Source organism: Actinomadura livida (assembly GCF_014648675.1).
In the GTDB taxonomy this organism is placed as follows: domain Bacteria; phylum Actinomycetota; class Actinomycetes; order Streptosporangiales; family Streptosporangiaceae; genus Spirillospora; species Spirillospora livida.
Window position 1 is genome coordinate 74,140 of record NZ_BMRO01000006.1, and the last position, 16,406, is coordinate 90,545.

At 73.5% G+C, this 16,406-nt stretch carries 16 protein-coding genes; 14 read left to right on the top strand and 2 right to left on the bottom strand.

Annotated features, from left to right (window positions below; translation table 11 throughout):
* Positions 1-45 precede the first annotated feature (45 nt).
* Positions 46-1,017 (bottom strand): iron-siderophore ABC transporter substrate-binding protein, encoded by a 972-nt coding sequence (locus IEZ03_RS15590; RefSeq protein WP_221480694.1) that lies wholly within the window; start codon positions 1,015-1,017, stop codon positions 46-48.
* A 254-nt stretch (positions 1,018-1,271) separates the two neighbouring features.
* On the opposite strand from IEZ03_RS15590, the gene IEZ03_RS15595 reads away from it, so the two are divergent.
* From IEZ03_RS15595 to IEZ03_RS15605, 3 genes are read left to right on the top strand one after another with little or no spacing between them, the layout of a single operon-like run.
* A complete protein-coding gene (locus tag IEZ03_RS15595; protein WP_229808317.1) occupies positions 1,272-2,405 on the top strand; it encodes a FecCD family ABC transporter permease in 1,134 nt (377 codons plus the stop codon).
* On the top strand, positions 2,402-3,571 hold the full coding sequence (locus IEZ03_RS15600) for a FecCD family ABC transporter permease (protein WP_229808318.1): 1,170 nt from the start codon (positions 2,402-2,404) through the stop codon (positions 3,569-3,571). Before IEZ03_RS15595 ends, IEZ03_RS15600 begins: the two co-directional genes overlap by 4 nt.
* Positions 3,572-3,575: 4 nt before the next feature.
* On the top strand, positions 3,576-4,451 hold the full coding sequence (locus tag IEZ03_RS15605; protein WP_184883856.1) for an ABC transporter ATP-binding protein: 876 nt from the start codon (positions 3,576-3,578) through the stop codon (positions 4,449-4,451).
* Positions 4,452-4,471: 20 nt separating this feature from the next.
* On the opposite strand, the gene IEZ03_RS15610 is transcribed toward IEZ03_RS15605, so the two are convergent.
* Positions 4,472-5,788, bottom strand: coding sequence for a lysine N(6)-hydroxylase/L-ornithine N(5)-oxygenase family protein (locus tag IEZ03_RS15610; RefSeq protein ID WP_184883854.1), 1,317 nt, complete (start codon positions 5,786-5,788; stop codon positions 4,472-4,474).
* Between the two features lie 183 nt (positions 5,789-5,971).
* Between IEZ03_RS15610 and IEZ03_RS15615 the strand changes: the two genes are divergently transcribed.
* The 11 genes from IEZ03_RS15615 to urtC all read left to right on the top strand — a co-directional run.
* Positions 5,972-6,919: a methionyl-tRNA formyltransferase gene (locus IEZ03_RS15615; protein ID WP_184883852.1), complete on the top strand. Its 948-nt coding sequence runs from the start codon at positions 5,972-5,974 to the stop codon at positions 6,917-6,919.
* On the top strand, positions 6,916-8,163 hold the full coding sequence (locus tag IEZ03_RS15620) for an ArgE/DapE family deacylase (protein ID WP_184883850.1): 1,248 nt from the start codon (positions 6,916-6,918) through the stop codon (positions 8,161-8,163). Before IEZ03_RS15615 ends, IEZ03_RS15620 begins: the two co-directional genes overlap by 4 nt.
* 201 nt (positions 8,164-8,364) lie before the next feature.
* Positions 8,365-8,667, top strand: a complete 303-nt coding sequence (locus IEZ03_RS15625; RefSeq protein ID WP_184883848.1) for an urease subunit gamma — start codon at positions 8,365-8,367, stop codon at positions 8,665-8,667.
* The gene (locus tag IEZ03_RS15630) at positions 8,664-8,993 is read left to right on the top strand and encodes an urease subunit beta (RefSeq protein WP_184883846.1); all 330 of its coding nucleotides are present in this window, start codon (positions 8,664-8,666) and stop codon (positions 8,991-8,993) included. Before IEZ03_RS15625 ends, IEZ03_RS15630 begins: the two co-directional genes overlap by 4 nt.
* Positions 8,986-10,704 (top strand): urease subunit alpha, encoded by a 1,719-nt coding sequence (locus IEZ03_RS15635; protein WP_184883843.1) that lies wholly within the window; start codon positions 8,986-8,988, stop codon positions 10,702-10,704. The genes IEZ03_RS15630 and IEZ03_RS15635 overlap by 8 nt, the downstream gene beginning before the upstream one ends.
* Complete coding sequence (locus IEZ03_RS15640; protein ID WP_189241202.1) at positions 10,704-11,396, top strand: urease accessory protein UreF; 693 nt, start codon at positions 10,704-10,706, stop codon at positions 11,394-11,396. The genes IEZ03_RS15635 and IEZ03_RS15640 overlap by 1 nt, the downstream gene beginning before the upstream one ends.
* Before the next feature lie 13 nt (positions 11,397-11,409).
* Complete coding sequence (gene ureG, locus IEZ03_RS15645) at positions 11,410-12,123, top strand: urease accessory protein UreG (RefSeq protein ID WP_184883839.1); 714 nt, start codon at positions 11,410-11,412, stop codon at positions 12,121-12,123.
* Positions 12,120-12,839, top strand: coding sequence for an urease accessory protein UreD (locus IEZ03_RS15650; RefSeq protein WP_184883837.1), 720 nt, complete (start codon positions 12,120-12,122; stop codon positions 12,837-12,839). The genes ureG and IEZ03_RS15650 overlap by 4 nt, the downstream gene beginning before the upstream one ends.
* Before the next feature lie 280 nt (positions 12,840-13,119).
* Positions 13,120-14,346: an urea ABC transporter substrate-binding protein gene (gene urtA, locus IEZ03_RS15655; RefSeq protein ID WP_184883835.1), complete on the top strand. Its 1,227-nt coding sequence runs from the start codon at positions 13,120-13,122 to the stop codon at positions 14,344-14,346.
* Positions 14,347-14,453: 107 nt separating this feature from the next.
* Positions 14,454-15,332, top strand: coding sequence for an urea ABC transporter permease subunit UrtB (gene urtB / locus IEZ03_RS15660; RefSeq protein ID WP_184883833.1), 879 nt, complete (start codon positions 14,454-14,456; stop codon positions 15,330-15,332).
* Positions 15,329-16,406 (top strand): urea ABC transporter permease subunit UrtC (gene urtC / locus IEZ03_RS15665; RefSeq protein ID WP_189241212.1); only part of this gene is annotated, 1,078 nt, incomplete at its 3' end. The genes urtB and urtC, both read left to right, overlap by 4 nt.

A 16,406-nucleotide genomic window follows, 5' to 3' on the forward strand; every position in this document is an offset into this window, starting at 1 on the left:
CGGTCCTCACGTGCGGTGTCGTCCGGTGGTCCTTCCGTGCGGGCGTCAGCCCGCCTTGGTGAGCAGCGGCACCATCTGGCCGATCGCGTACGGGATGCTCAGCACGGTGTTGAAGGAGACCGCCGCACCGGTCGGGTTGTAGGGCACGAAGACGACGCGGTCCTCCTCGGCCACCTTCAGGCCGGTGTACACGTCGTCCTTCTCGACGGTCTTCTCGGCGTCCGGGACGGACGTCAGGAAGATCAGCCTGTCGACGTCGACGATGTCCAGCCGCTCGGAGCCGATGACGGCGGCCTGCTCCTTGCCGGCCGCCTTGGCGACCGCGTCCGGGACGGTCAGGCCCAGGCTCTTCATGAACTCGACCTTCGGGTCGGTCGGCCCGAAGACGGCGTACTGGCCGGGCTTGAACGGGTCGGCGACGGCGAACGACTTGCCGGCGAGCGCCGGGTTCTTCTCGCGCGCCTCGGCGAAGGCCCGCTCGACCCCGGCGACGACCTCCTCGGCCTCAGCCTCCTTGCCGAGCGCTCGCCCGGTGACCAGCGTCATCTCCTGCCACGGCATCGCGTAGTCGGCGTGGTCGGCGGACTGCGCCACGGTGGGAGCGATCTTGGAAAGCTTGTCGTAGTCCGCCTTGGTGATCCCGGTGTAGAGGCCGATGATCAGGTCGGGCCGCAGCGCGGCGATCTTCTCGAACTCCAGGTCCTCGCGCTGTCCCACGACCTCGGGCTCGGCGCCCTGCCACTTCTGCGCGCTCCAGGGGTACTCGCCGACGCTCAGGCCGAGCCCGGTGAACTCCACGACCCCGACGGGCTGCACGCCCAGCGCCAGCACCGCGTCCTGGTCGGTCATCCCGACGGTCACCACCCGCTCGGGCGCCGCCTTGATCTCGGTCGTCCCGTACTTGTGCGGGACGCTCACGGGGAAGCCGGCCCCGGCGGCGGCCTCGCCGGCACCGCCCGAGCCCGTCTCCTCGCCGCCGCAGGCCGCGAGGCCCAGGGTCAGGAGCAGGACGGTCACCAGGGCCATGGTGATCTTCCCGAGGAGCGGTGTACCGGCCGGCGTTCGCGATGTGGGGGACATCGGCTGCCCTTCAAAATCGGGGGTTGGGGGGATGGCCGGGCAGGGGGAACTGATGCGAAGCCCGGCACCGCTGCGATGCTAAGGTAAGCCTTACCTAAGCACAAGGTCGACCCGATAAGGTATGGCTCACCTAACCGCGATCCCGCTCCCGGGACCGCGACCGGCCCCCCACCGGACAGGTTGTGATCCACGTGACGGAAGAGACCCGGTCGTCCGGCCCGGTGGCCGCCGAACGGGCCGGACGGGCCGGAGGGAAGGCGTCCCCGGGCGTCTCGGACGCCCCGCACCCCGGCGGCCGCGGCGTGCGATCCGGCGCCGGCTTCGGGCGGTCACGGGTCCACCGGCTCCTGTTACTCGCGGGGGCGCTCGGCCTCCTGGTCCTCCTGTGCGCGCTGTCGATCGCGGTGGGCAGCCGCCAGATCCCCCTCGGCCAGGTGCTCGCGGTCCTCACCGGGCCGCACGACACCCAGATCGGCCGCATCGTGTGGGACGTGCGGGTCCCCCGCACCCTCCTCGGCGTCCTCGCCGGGTCGGCGCTCGGGGTCGCCGGCGCCGTCATGCAGGCGCTGACCCGCAACCCGCTGGCCGACCCCGGCCTGCTCGGCGTCAGCGCGGGCGCCGCCTTCGCGCTGATGCTCGCCGTCGGTGTCATGGGCATGACCTCGCTGTACGGCTACGTCTGGTTCGCCTTCGCCGGCGCCCTGGCCGCGAGCGTCGTGGTGTACGTCGTGGGCGGGCTGGGCCGCGGCGGCCAGACACCGGTCAAGCTGGCGCTCGCCGGGATCGCCGTCACGTTCATGCTGGAGTCGGTCACCCGCGGCGTCTCGCTGATCGACCCGCAGGTGCTCAACCGGTACCGCTACTGGGCGTCCGGCTCGCTCGCCGGGCAGGAGACCGCCACGATCCTGCAGGTCCTGCCGTTCCTGGTGGGCGGCGCGATCCTGGCGGTGAGCATCACGCCCGCGCTGAACAACATCGCGCTCGGCGACGACGTCGCGGCCGCCCTGGGCCGGCGGCTGGGGCGGATCCGGATGCGGGGCGCGCTCTCGGTGATGCTGCTCACCGGGGCGGCCGTCGCGGTCGCGGGCCCCATCGTCTTCATCGGGCTGGTCGTCCCGCACGCCGTGCGCGCCCTCAGCGGGCCGGACCAGCGCTGGCTCATCCCGCTCACCGCGCTGCTGGCGCCCTGCCTGCTCCTGGCCGCCGACATCATCGGACGGGTCGTGGCCCGCCCCCAGGAGATCGACGTCGGCATCGTCGCCGCGTTCCTCGGCGCGCCGTTCTTCATCGCCCTGATCCGCCGTCGCCGCCTCGCCGAGCTGTGAGCGCCGCCCGCGAGCGGCCCCGGCCCGCGCACCACGGCCGGCCGCACCACGACCAGCCGCACCACGACCAGTACAAGCACCGGCCCGGACGGGGGAGCACGAGCGTGATCGAGGTCTCCCGGGTCGGCGGGCGGACCGCCGTGCGGCTCGCCCGGCCGCCCGTGTCGGGGGTCGTGCGGCCCCGGCTGTTGGTGACGTGCGCGGCCCTGGCCTGCGCGACCTTCGCCGTCCTGTGCGTGAGCCTGACCACCGGCGAGTTCCCGCTGCCCGTGACGGAGGCGGTGCCGGCGCTGTGGGGCGGGGGCGACCCGGGCGCCAGGCTCATCGTCCAGGAGTTCCGGCTGCCGCGGGCCCTGGCCGGGATGCTCGCCGGCGCCGCCTTCGGCGTGTCCGGCGCGATCTTCCAGACCCTCACCCGCAACCCCCTCGCCAGCCCGGACATGCTGGGCATCACGCAGGGCGCGGGCGTCGCCGTGGTCGGCGGCATCGTGCTCGGCCTCGGCGCGGGCCTCGGCACCCAGACGCTGGGCCTGACGGGGGCGCTGCTCACCGCCGTGCTCATCTACGTCCTGGCCTGGAAGCGCGGCACCACCGGCTTCCGCATCGTGCTCGTCGGCATCGGCGTGAACTGGGTGTGCGTCAGCGCCACCCAGTACCTCATCGTCCGGGCGAAGGTCTACCAGGCGCAGGAGGCCGTGGGATGGCTCGTCGGCAACCTGAACGGCCGGGGCTGGGAGAGCGCCCGCCCGCTCATCCTCGCGCTGGCGGTGCTCGTGCCGCTGGTGCTGGTGCTCAGCCCGTGGCTGCGCGCGCTGCACCTCGGCGACCAGGTGGCGGGCGGGCTCGGCGTCCCGGTGCAGCGGGCGCGGCTGGCGCTGCTGTGCGCGGCCGTCGGCCTCGTCGCGTTCGCCACCGCGGCGGCGGGCCCGGTCGCGTTCGTGGCGCTGGCCGCGCCGCAGATCGCGCTGCGGCTAGCCGGCACCGCCCGGCCGCCGCTGACCGCCTCCGCGGTCACCGGCGCGCTGGTCGTCCTCGGCTGCGACCTGCTCGGCCAGCGGCTGTTCCCGGACCTGGAGCTGCCGGTCGGCGTCATCACCGGCGTGCTCGGCGCGCCGTTCCTGCTCTGGCTCCTCGCCCGCGCCAACCGCATCGGCTCTGGAGGCTGAACCCGTGACACGAACCTCGTCCTCCCACCTCACCGCCCCGTCCGGCGCGGCGGAGCCGGCCGGGCCGGAGCTCCGGGCGAGCGGGCTCCGGCTGGCCTACGACGACCGCGTGGTGGTCGAGGACCTCGACCTCGCCGTCCCGCCCGGGAAGATCAGCGCGATCATCGGCGCGAACGCGTGCGGCAAGTCGACGCTGCTGCGCGCGCTGGCCCGGCTGCTGGCGCCGCGCGGCGGCACGGTCCACCTCGACGGGCGGTCCATCCACGCGATGCCCACCCGGCAGGTCGCGCGGCGCCTCGGCATCCTGCCGCAGTCGCCGGTGGCGCCGGAGGGGCTGACGGTCGTGGACCTGGTCGGCCAGGGCCGCGCCCCGCACCAGACGTGGTGGCGGCAGTGGTCGTCCGCCGACGAGGACGCGGTGACCGCGGCGCTGCGCGCGACCGGGACGCTGGAGTACGCCGACCGCCCGGTCGACGAGCTGTCCGGCGGCCAGCGGCAGCGCGCCTGGATCGCGATGGCCGTGGCCCAGGGCACTCCCATCCTGCTGCTGGACGAGCCGACCACGTACCTGGACCTCGCCCACCAGGTCGACGTGCTCGACCTCATCGTCGACCTGAACCGGCACGAGGGCCGCACCGTGGTGATGGTGCTGCACGACCTGAACCAGGCGTGCCGGTACGCCGACCACGTCATCGTGATGAAGTCCGGTGCGATCGTGGCCGAGGGGCCGCCCGGCGAGGCCGTCGACGCCGCGCTGGTCGAGGACGTCTTCGGGCTCCGCTGCCAGGTCACCACCGACCCGGTCAGCGGAACCCCCCTGGTCATCCCGATGGGACGCCACCACGGAGACGGGCGGGCCGGAGGCCGGGAGACCGCCTGACCGGTCCCCGGCCCCTTCCCTCAGCGCCCGACCGCGTACGAGTCGCGGGACCGGGCCCGCAGCCGCTCGGCGACCGAGTCGGCGATCTCCCCGGCGCGGACGGCGGTGTTGGACAGCAGCGTGGAGCCGATGCCGTGCGTGTGCTCGGTGGCGCCCTGCAGGTAGATGCCGCACGTCATCGCCGCGCTCGTGCCGATGCTGTAGTCGCGTTCCACGTGCACCGCGCCGGACGGCAGCCGCGGGCAGTACTCCCCCGCCTCGCCGAGCAGTGTCAGCGGGTCGCACGGCCGGTACCCGGTCGCGTAGACGAGCGCGTCGGCGTCCAGCACGACGCGCTCGCCGGTCGGCAGGAACTCCACCGAGGCCCGCACCCCCGCGCCGTCGGCCGCGACGTCCAGGATCCGGGACGCGTTGAGGATGCGGAGCCGCTCCCTCCCCGCCACCTTCTCCTGGTAGTGCCGCCGGTAGAGCTCGTCGATGAGCTCCAGGTCGACCACCGAGTAGTTGGTGGAGCGGTGGTAGTCCATCAGCGTCCGCTTCACCTCCTCGGGGGCCGCGAAGAAGTGGTCGACCGCCAGGGGGTCGAAGACCCGGTTGGCGAACGAGCTGTCGTCGGCGGGCGTGTAGCCGTACTTGGCGAAGACCGCGCACACCTCGGCGCCGGTGAACGTGCGGTGCAGGTAGTCGGTGACCTCCGCGGCGCTCTGCCCGGCGCCCACCACCAGCAGCCGCCGCGGGTCGCGCAGGCCGGGGGCGCGGTCGAGCAGTTCCTCGCTGTGCCAGATGCGGTCGCCGGCCACCGTTCCCTCGGGCAGCACCGGCTCCAGGCCCGCCGCGACCACCAGGTTGCGGGTGCGCCGCGTGGTGAGCTCGTCGGAGCGGCCGCCCTGCCGGACGACCACGTCGAGGTACTCGACGACACCGCCCGAGGCGACCGGTGTGACGCCGACCACTTCGGAACCGTATTCGACCTGGTCATCGAATGCGGAGGCGGCCCAGTCCAGGTAGTCGTGGAATTCCGCCCGCGAGGGGAACATCGTCTTGTGGTTGATGAAGTCGGGCAGCCGGCCGCGGTCCTGCAGGTAGCTGAGGAAGCCGAATCCGCTGGCCGGATTGCGCAAGGTGACCAGGTCCTTGAGAAAGGAGACCTGCATGGTCGTGCCCTCGATGAGCATTCCGCGGTGCCAGCCGAATTGCGGCTGTTTCTCCAGGAACACCGCGTCGATCGCCTCGCCGTGCCGAGCCTGCCGCTCCCGCAGCGCGATCGCCAGCGCGAGGTTCGAGGGGCCGAAGCCTATTCCGACGAGATCGTGGACATGCGTGTCCGAGGGGAGCATGAACGGGCCTTTCCGGGGGGGACGGGACGGGGCCGGGCATACCTGCGCCGGGTCGGCGGCGCCTGTGATCCGGCACATATCGCACGGGCCACCGGCTTCCCCTGATCCGGCACATGATTTAGGTTAGGTTTACCTAATGAAGGTGAGCCTAACCTTCCTCGATCGACGGCACAAGGAGGCCATATGCGGGTCGTGATGTTCGGCTACCAGACCTGGGGACACCGCACGCTCCGGGCACTGCTGGAGTCGGATCACGAGGTCGTCCTGGTCGTCACGCATCCGAAGAGCGACCACGCCTACGAGAAGATCTGGGACGACTCGGTCGCCGACCTGGCCGCCGAGCACGGCGTGCCGGTCCTGCTGCGCAACCGCCCCGACGACGAGGAGCTGATGGGCCGCCTGAAGGAGGCCGACCCCGACCTCATCGTGGCCAACAACTGGCGCACCTGGATCCCGCCGCAGATCTTCGGGCTCCCCCGGCGCGGCACGCTCAACGTCCACGACTCGCTGCTGCCCGCCTACGCCGGCTTCTCCCCGATCATCTGGGCGCTCATCAACGGCGAGGAGGAGGTCGGCGTCACCGCGCACATGATGAACGAGGAACTGGACGCCGGCGACATCGTCGTGCAGCGGGCCGTCCCGGTCGGCCCGTCGGACACCGCCGCCGACCTGTTCCACCGCACCGTCGACCTCATCGGCCCGATCGTCGCGGAGTCGCTGGACTTCATCGCGTCCGGCCGCACCGACTTCACGCCGCAGGACCGCTCGAAGGCCAGCTTCTTCCACAAGCGCTCCATCGAGGACAGCCGCATCGACTGGACCTGGCCCGCCGAGGACATCGAGCGCCTCGTCCGCGCGCAGTGCGACCCGTACCCCAACGCCTTCACGCACTACAAGGGCGAGCGCGTCCGCGTCCTGAAGGCGTCGGTCTCCAAGGGCGTCTACGGGGGCACCCCCGGCCGCGTCTTCATCCGGGAGGGCGACGGCGTGGTCATCGTCGCCGGGGCCGACGCCCGGCGCGGCCGCAGCCACGGCCTGCTCATCGAACGCGTCCGCACCGAGGACGGCACCGACCTGCCCGCCACCGAGTACTTCCGCAAGATGGGCGGCTACCTCACCGACCGCCCGTGAGCGGGGCGGTCCCGGCGGCGCCGGACCCCGCGGTGGCCGGCCTCCTCGCCGACCTGGTCCGCATCCCCAGCATCGGCGGCTCGCCGGCGGAGACCGGGATCCAGGACCGGCTCGCGGCGTGGCTGCGGGCGGAGGGCCTGGAGGTCGACCACTGGCCCATCCCCGTCGCGGACCTGGCCGCCGAGCCGGACTTCCCCGGCATGGAGGCCGCGCGCACCGAGGCGTCGGGCGTGGTCGGCCGCCTCCCCGGCACCGGCGGCGGCCGCTCCCTGCTCTTCAACTGCCACGTCGACGTCGTGCCGCCGGGCGACCCGGCCGCCTGGAGCGGCGACCCGTTCAGCGGCCGCGTCGTCGGCGACCGCCTCTACGGGCGCGGCGCGTGCGACATGAAGGGCGGCCTGGTCGCCGCGCTGTTCGCGGTGCGAGCCCTGCGCCGCGCGCGGCCGCGCGGCGACGTGCTGATCGCCTGCGTCCCCGGGGAGGAGGACGGCGGCCTCGGCAGCTACGCCCTCCTGAACCGCGGCTGGCGCGCCGACGCCTGCGTCATCCCCGAGCCGACCGGCCTCGGGGTCGTTCCCGCCAACGCCGGGGCGCTGACGTTCCGGCTCCGGATCCGCGGCCGGGGCGCCCACGCGGCGCGCCGCGACACCGGCGTGAGCGCGGTGGAGCTGTTCCTGCCGGTCTTCACCGCGCTCCGCGACCTGGAGCGGCGCCGCAACACCGGCCCCGACCCGCTGATGGCGCGCTGGCGGCTCCCCTACGCGATCGAGATCGGCACCGTCCGCGCCGGCGACTGGTCCTCCACCGTCCCGGACGACCTGGTCGCCGAGGGCCGGATCGGCGTCGCCCTGGACGAGCCCGAGCACGCCGCCCGCCACGCCCTCGAACGGACGGTCGCGAACGTCTGCGCCTCCGACGACTGGCTGTCCCGCCATCCCGTCGAGGTCGAGTGGTGGGGCGGCCGCTTCGCCTCCTGCCGCCTCCCCCACGACGACAACGGACTGCTGGAAGGCATCACCGAGGCCCACACCGGTGTCACGGGCGAGGCGCCCGACGTCTGGGGCGCCCCCTACGGCAGCGACCTGCGCCTCCTCACCGGCCTCGGCGGCATCCCGACCGTCCAGTACGGCCCAGGCGATGTCGCCTGCATGCACGCCCCCGACGAGCACGTGTCCCTGACCGAGGTGGCCACCGCCGCCCGGACCCTGACCGCCCTGGCCCACTCCTACTGCGAACCCCACTGAGGCGCGGGCACCGACCACGAGGAGCACGGCCTGTTCCCGGCGTCCATCGTCATGCTCGGGATGGACGCGCGGGACCGCATCACCCCGGCCCAGGCCGGCGGCTGACCCCGCTGCCGGGGGTGCGGCGGCGCGGCGTTAACTCGCCGTTAAATCCGTGCCGGATTCCGTTCGCGCCCTTTTCCCGCCGGTAATGTGCCGACCGTGTTGATCAGCCCACATGAGCAGGAGCGCCTGCTCCTGCACGTCGCGGCGTCGGTCGCGCGCGAGCGCCGCGGCCGCGGCCTGCGGCTGAACCAGCCGGAGGCGACCGCCATCATCGCGGTCCACGTGCTGGAGGGCGCCCGGGACGGGCGCTCGGTCGCCGAGCTGATGGAGTCCGGGCGCGCGGTGCTGACCCGCGAGGACGTCATGGAGGGCGTTCCGGAGATGCTCGACTCGGTGCAGATGGAGGCGACGTTCCCCGACGGCACCAAGCTCGTCACCGTGCACAGGCCGATCCCGTGACGGCGCGCCCGCTCGTCCCCGGCGAGGTCGTGCCGGCGGACGGCCCGCCGGTCGAGCTCAACCCCGGGCGCGCCCGGGTGCGCGTCACCGTCGTCAACACCGGCGACCGGCCCGTCCAGGTCGGCTCCCACTACCACTTCGCGGTGGCGAACCCCGCGCTGGAGTTCGACCGCGACGCCGCCTGGGGGCACCGGCTGGACGTCCCCGCCGGGACCGCGGTGCGCTTCGAGCCGGGCCTGACCCGGGAGGTCGACCTGGTGCCGCTGGCCGGGCGGCGGGTGGTGCCGGGACTGCGGGCCGAGAGGGCGGGTGCGCTGGATGGCTGAGCTGTCGCGGGACCGGTACGCCCGGCTGTACGGCCCCACCGCCGGGGACCGGGTCCGGCTGGCCGACACCGACCTGTTCATCGAGGTCACCGAGGACCGCAGCCGCGGCGCGGGGGCCGGCGACGAGGTGGTCTTCGGCGGCGGGAAGGTGATCCGCGAGTCGATGGGGCAGGCGCGCGCCACCCGCGCCGAGGGCGCCCTCGACCTGGTCATCACCGGCGCGGTGGTCCTCGACCACTGGGGGATCGTGAAGGCCGACGTCGGAGTCCGCGACGGCAGGATCGTCGCGCTCGGCAAGGCCGGCAACCCCGACACGATGGACGGCGTCCACCCGGACCTCGTCATCGGCCCCTCCACCGAGGTCCTCGCCGGCAACGGCCGCATCCTGACGGCGGGCGCCGTGGACTCCCACGTCCACCTCATCTGCCCGCAGCTCCTGGAGGAGGCGCTCGGCTCCGGGGTCACCACGCTCATCGGCGGCGGCACCGGCCCGGCCGAGGGCTCCAAGGCCACCACCGTGACCGGCGCCTGGTACATGGGCCGGATGCTGGAGGCGCTCGACACCTGGCCGGTGAACGTCGCGCTGCTCGGCAAGGGCAACACGGTCGGCGAGGAGGCCCTGTGGGAGCAGCTGCGCGCCGGGGCGGCGGGCTTCAAGCTCCACGAGGACTGGGGCTCCACCCCGGCGGCCATCGACGCCTGCTTGCGCGTCGCCGACGCGTCCGGCGTCCAGGTCGCGCTGCACTCCGACACCCTCAACGAGGCCGGGTACGTCGAGTCGACGCTCGCCGCCGTCGGCGGCCGGTCGGTGCACGCCTACCACACCGAGGGCGCGGGCGGCGGGCACGCGCCCGACATCATCACCATCGCCGGGCACCCCAACGTGCTGCCCTCGTCGACCAACCCGACCCGGCCGCACACCGTCAACACCCTCGACGAGCACCTCGACATGCTGATGGTGTGCCATCACCTCGACCCGTCGGTGCCCGAGGACCTGGCCTTCGCCGAGTCGCGCATCCGGCCGACGACCATGGCCGCCGAGGACGTCCTGCACGACCTGGGCGCCATCTCGATGATCGGCTCCGACTCGCAGGCCATGGGGCGGATCGGCGAGACCGTGCTGCGGACCTGGCAGACCGCGCACGTCATGAAGCACCGGCGCGGCCCGCTGGGCGGCCCCGCCGACCCGGCCGACAACCTGCGGGCCCGCCGCTACGTCGCCAAGTACACGATCAACCCGGCGATCGCGCACGGCCTCGACGCCGAGGTCGGTTCCGTGGAGCCGGGCAAGCTCGCCGACCTGGTCCTGTGGCACCCCGCCTACTTCGGCGTCCGCCCCCAGGTGGTGCTGAAGGGCGGAATGATCGCCTGGGCGGCGATGGGCGACGCCAACGCCTCGATCCCCACGCCCCAGCCCGTCCTGCCGCGCCCGATGTTCGGCGCCGCCCCGCTCACCGCCGCCAGCACGTCCGTGCACTTCGTGTCCCCCGCCGCGGTCGACGCGGGCATCGCCGACCGGCTGGCCGTGCGCCGCGACCTGGTGCCGGTCAAGGACACCCGCGGCATCGGCAAGCGGGACATGCTCCTCAACGGCGCGCTGCCGCGCATCGAGGTCGACCCGGACACGTTCACCGTGTCCATCGACGGCGACGAGGTGGAGCCCGCCCCGGCGACGGAACTGCCGATGGCCCAGCGCTACTTCCTGTTCTGATGCTCCTTCCCGCGCCGCTGCTGCTTCTGGCCGACTCCCGGCTGCCCGCGGGCGGCCACGCGCACTCGGGCGGCCTGGAGCCCGCGGCGGCCGCGGGCGCGGTCACCGACGTGCCGACGCTGGCGGGCTTCCTGCGCGGGCGGCTCGCGACGACCGGTCTCGTCACGGCCGCCCTCGCGGCCGCCGCCTGCGCCCACACCGCCCGTGCGGCGGCCGACCATGGGCGGGCCTCCGGCTGGACCGTGCTGGACGCCGAGGCGGACGCCAGGACGCCGTCGCCCGCGCAGCGGCGGGCCTCCCGGTCCCAGGGCAGGTCGCTGCTGCGCGCCGTCCGCACCGCGTCGCCGCACCCGGCGCTCGACGCGCTCGCGGCCTTCCCGGCGCCGCACCACCCGCTCGTCCTCGGCGCCGCCGTCGCCGCGGCCGGCGGCTCGCCCGCGCACGCGGCCTCGATCAGCGCGTACGGGGCGGTCACCGGACCGGCGTCGGCGGCCGTGCGGCTGCTCGCCCTCGACCCGCTGGCGGTGCACCGCGCGCTCGCCGAACTGGCGCCGCGGGTGGACGCCGTCGCCGCCGAGGCCGGCGGCTTCGCCGGCGGCGACCCGGCGGCGCTCCCGGCCGCGTCGGCGCCCGCGCTCGACGTCTTCGCCGAGCTGCACCTCCGGGCGGAACCGCGCCTGTTCGAGTCGTGACGAGAGGATCCCGATGGGCACGAACCACGATCACCTCCAGGACCCGCACCCGGCGGCCCCCGCCCGCGGGCGGCCGCTGCGGCTGGGCGTCGGCGGGCCGGTCGGCAGCGGCAAGACCGCCCTGGTGGCGGCGCTGTGCCGGACGCTCGGCCGCGAACTCGACCTGGCCGTGGTGACCAACGACATCTACACGACCGAGGACGCCGACTTCCTGCGCGGCAACGCGGTGCTGCCGGACGACCGGATCACCGCGGTCCGCACCGGGTGCTGCCCGCACACGGCCATCCGCGACGACATCTCCGCCAACCTGGACGCCGTGGAGTCGCTGGAGCGGCGGCACGGCCGGCTCGACCTGGTGATCGTGGAGAGCGGCGGCGACAACCTGACCGCGACCTTCAGCCGGGGCCTCGCCGACCGGCAGATCTTCGTCCTCGACGTGTCGGGCGGCGACAAGGTCCCCCGCAAGGGCGGCCCCGGGGTGAGCGGCGCGGACCTGCTGGTCGTCAACAAGACCGACCTGGCCCCGCTGGTCGGCGCCGACCTGGCGGTCATGGACCGCGACGCCGCGCGGGTCCGCGGCGGCAGGCCGGTGGTCTTCGGTTCGCTGCGCGAGGACCCCGGCGCCCCGGAGATCGCCGCATGGGTCCGGTCCGTCCTCGCCGAGCACCGGAGCGCCGGGCCGGCGCCGGGCTCCGCGGACGCGGCGCTCCCCACCGGGGCCCCGTGACCCGGCACTACACCGCGCACGCCGCCGTGCGCGCCGAACGGGACGGCGCCGGGCGGGTCCGGCTGACGAGGCTGCGCTCGGACGGGCCGTACGCGCTCCGCGCCACCCCGGACGCCGTCCACCTGGTCGGCGCCGCGGCGGGACCGCTCGGAGGCGACGAGCTGAACCTCGACCTGGAGGTCGCGGCGGGCGCCGCCCTCGCGGTCCGCTCGGTCGCGAGCACCCTGCTGCTCCCCGGCCCGGGCGAGTCCACGACGCGCGTCCGGGCCGCGGTCGGGCACGGGGCGCACCTCGACCTCGCCCTGGAGCCGGCGGTCGCCGCCGCGGGCTGCCGCCATCGCGCCGTCACCGACTTCGCCCTGGAGGCCGGGGCCACGCTCCGCTGGCGCGAGGAGCTCGTCCTGGGCCGGCACGGCGAGCCCGCGGGTCGCTACAGCGGCCGCGTCGACGTCACCGTCGGCGGCCGGCCCCTGCTGCGGAACGAGCTGCGGCTGCCCGACCCCGACCTCTGCACCAGCGGCGCCGTCCTGGGCGACGCGCGCTGCACCGGGAACGTGCTGCTCGTGGGGCCCGGCCTGGCGGCGGAGCCGTACGCGGCCGACGGGCTCGCGGTCATGCCGCTCGCCGGCCCCGGCGTGCTGGTCACCGCGCTCGCGCCCGACTCGGCGACGCTCCGCCGGCGGCTCCGCCATGGCGAGGAACGCGCCCGCACCTGACCGCCGCGGCGGCCGTGAGCCCGTATTCACGCACTGGAAACACGCCGGAATCACCGGGGATACAGCGCAGGGTTTCCATTGACCCGGTTCGCAAAGACGCGCCCACGGTTCCAGCTGGCCGACCATTTCGGAGTTACGGGTGCCTACTGCCGTCCGCCGCGAATACCGGGCCACCCTATTAACACCGCCTTAACGTTTCCGAACCGTCACCGGAAACAAGGAAACGCAATTCTGTAAGCGGCGAAGAACGGTTTCGGGGCCTATCCGCAAGGAGTGGTACGTGCACGGAAAATCTCTGCTGAGGCTCGGCTCGCTGGCGACCGCGGCGCTGCTGGCGCTGACCGCGTGCGGCGGTGAGGCCGGCACGGGCGACGGCGCCGCCTCGCCCGCCGGGAACACCGTCAAGGTCGGCGTCCTCCACTCGCTGAGCGGGACGATGGCCATCAGCGAGGTCACCGTCAAGAACGCCGAGCTGATGGCGATCGAGGAGGTCAACGCCGCCGGCGGCGTCCTCGGGAAAAAGCTGGAACCGGTCGTCGAGGACGGCGCGTCCGACTGGCCCACCTTCGCGGAGAAGGCGCAGAAGCTCATCCGCCGGGACAAGGTCGCCGCGGTGTTCGGCGGGTGGACCTCGGCCAGCCGCAAGGCGATGCTGCCCGTTTTCGAACGCAACAAGGCGCTGCTCTGGTACCCGGTCCAGTACGAAGGGCTGGAAAGCTCGCCCTATATCTATTACACCGGGGCCACGACCAATCAGCAGATCGTCCCGGCACTGGACTATCTGAAGGAGCAGGGAAAGAAGAAGATCTTCCTCGTCGGCAGCGACTACGTCTTCCCGCGCACCGCGAACAAGGTGATCAAAGCCTATGCCGCGGCCAACGGGATGACGATCGCCGGGGAGGAGTACACCCCGCTGGGGTCGACGGAGTACGGCACGCTCGTCAACAAGGTCATGCAGGCGAAACCCGACGCGGTGTTCAACACCCTCAACGGTGACAGCAACGTCGCGTTCTTCAAGCAGCTCAAGAGCGCCGGCGCCACCGCCTCGTCGCTTCCGGTGATGTCCGTGAGCATCGCCGAGGAGGAGGTCAAGGGCATCGGGGTGGACAACATCGCGGGCCAGCTCGTGGCGTGGAACTACTACATGACCACCCCGGGCAAGACGAACGAGGCGTTCGTGAAGGCGTTCAAGGCCAAGTACGGCCCGGACAAGGTCACCTCGGACCCGATGGAGGCCGGCTACAACGCCGTGAAGCTGTGGGCCGCCGCGGCCGAGAAGGCCGGCAGCACCGACCCCGAGGCGGTGAAGAAGGCCGCGGGCGGCATCTCCCTCGAACTGCCCGAGGGCAAGGTGACGATCGACGGCGCCAACCACCACATGCACAAGACGGCCCGCATCGGCGTCATCCAGCCCGACGGGACGATCAAGGAGACCTGGAACTCCGGCAAGCCCATCGCGCCGGACCCGTACCTCAAGAGCTACCCCTGGGCCGCGGGCCTGTCCTGATCCGCTCCGTCCCCCGGCCGGGCACGCCCCGGCCGGGGACCCGCCCGGCGAGCCGCCCGGCGGCCCCGCTCGGAGACCCTGCCCGCGAACAGGCATCGAGGAGGCACATGGAAGCCCTGCTCAGCCAGCTGCCGATCGGCCTCAGCATCGCCGCCGTCCTGCTGCTGGCGGCACTGGGCCTGACGTTCACCTTCGGCCAGATGGGGGTGATCAACATGGCCCACGGCGAGTTCATCATGGTGGGCGCCTACACCGCCTACGTGCTCCAGGACTGGGCGGGGAGGCAGGCGGTCGTGGTGGCCCTGCCCGCCGCCTTCCTGACCGCCGGCGCGATGGGCCTGGTCCTGGAGCGGACGGCGATCCGCCGCTTCTACGGACGCCCGCTCGACACGCTGCTCCTCACCTGGGGGGTCGGCCTCGTCCTCCAGCAGCTCGCCCGGGACATCTTCGGGGCGCCCAACGTCCAGGTCCGCGCCCCCGGCTGGCTGAGCGGCGGCATCCCGATGTTCGGCTCGCAGGTGCCCTACACCCGGCTGTTCATCCTCGCCGTCGCGGCGCTGTCGGTGCTCGCGATCTGGGCGTACCAGAACCGGACCCGGCAGGGCCGGCGGATGCGGGCCGTGATGCAGAACCGCCAGCTCGCCGAGTGCAGCGGCGTCGACAGCGAGCGGGTCGACCGGCTCACGTTCTTCATCGGCTCCGGCCTCGCCGGGATCGCCGGCGTCGCGCTGACGCTGATCGGCCCGGTCGGCCCCAACCTCGGCACCTACTACATCGTCGACGCCTTCCTCGTCGTGGTCGCGGGCGGGCTCGGCCGGCTGCGCGGCGCCGTCGCCGCCGCGCTGCTCCTCGGCCTGATCAACTCCTACGCGGAGTTCTGGACCGACGCGAGCCTGGCCAAGGTGATCGTCTTCGTGGCGACCGTGGCGTTCCTGCAGGCGCGCCCGCAGGGCATGTTCGTCCTCCGCAGCCGGGCGCTGACATGACCGGCCGGTGGCGCGGAATCGCGCTGTTCGCCGCCGTGGCGCTGCTGGTCCTCGCGGTCGCGCCGGCCGCGCTGGACCCGTTCCGGCTGGGCCTGCTCACGAAGTACCTGTGCTTCGCCATCGCCGCGCTCGGCATCGGGCTCGCCTGGGGGCAGGGCGGGATGCTCACGCTCGGCCAGGGCGTGTTCTTCGGGCTGGGCGGCTACTCGATGGCCATGTACCTCAAGCTCCACGACGCCGGGCCGGGCAACCTCCCCGACTTCATGGTGTGGAGCGGGGTGGAGGAGCTGCCGCTGCTGTGGAAGCCGTTCGCGAGCCCGGTGTTCGCGATCGCCGCCGCCGTGCTCGTCCCGGCGGCGACCGCCGCGCTGCTCGGCTACCTGATCTTCCGGCAGCGGGTGCGGGGGGCCTACTTCGCGATCCTCAGCCAGGCCCTCGCCGCAGCGTTCGTGATCTGGCTGGTGGGCCGGCAGGGCCTCACGGGCGGCACCAACGGGCTGACCCACTTCTACGACGTCTTCGGCCGCGACCCCGAGGACGACGGCACCAAACGCGGCTTCTACTTCGTGGTGGCCCTGGTACTGGGCACGCTGTACCTGCTGGCCCGCCAGCTGGTGAAGAGCCGCTTCGGCAGGCTGCTCGTCGCGGTGCGGGACGGGGAGGACCGGGTCCGCTTCCTCGGCTACAACGCCGCCGCCGTGAAGACCATCGCGTTCGCCGTCTCGGCGGCCATCGCGGGCATCGCCGGCGCGCTGTACGTGCCGGTGGTCGGCATCATCTCGCCCTCGCTGCTCGGGGTCGTCCCGTCGATCGAGCTCGTGGTCGCGGTGGCGATCGGCGGGCGGTACTCGCTGGGGGGCGCCGTCCTCGGCGGCGTGCTGCTCAACTGGGCGCACACCGCCTTCAGCGAGCAGTACCCGAGCGGGTGGGTCTACCTGCAGGGCCTGCTGTTCATCCTCGTCATCGTGCTGGTGCCCGGCGGCATCGCCGGTGCCGTCCGGCAGGCCGGCGACGCGATCGCGCGCCGGCGGCCCGGGGTGCGCCCGGAACCGCCCCCCGCGGCGGACGCGGCCG

What these genes read in the sequence shown, in the direction of transcription:
- IEZ03_RS15610 (WP_184883854.1), bottom strand. Translation starts at nt 5,788, where the DNA reads ATGCTCCCCTCGGACACGCATGTCCACGATCTCGTCGGAATAGGCTTC.
- IEZ03_RS15615 (WP_184883852.1), top strand. Translation starts at nt 5,972, where the DNA reads ATGCGGGTCGTGATGTTCGGCTACCAGACCTGGGGACACCGCACGCTC.
- IEZ03_RS15635 (WP_184883843.1), top strand. Translation starts at nt 8,986, where the DNA reads ATGGCTGAGCTGTCGCGGGACCGGTACGCCCGGCTGTACGGCCCCACC.
- IEZ03_RS15640 (WP_189241202.1), top strand. Translation starts at nt 10,704, where the DNA reads ATGCTCCTTCCCGCGCCGCTGCTGCTTCTGGCCGACTCCCGGCTGCCC.
- ureG (WP_184883839.1), top strand. Translation starts at nt 11,410, where the DNA reads ATGGGCACGAACCACGATCACCTCCAGGACCCGCACCCGGCGGCCCCC.
- urtB (WP_184883833.1), top strand. Translation starts at nt 14,454, where the DNA reads ATGGAAGCCCTGCTCAGCCAGCTGCCGATCGGCCTCAGCATCGCCGCC.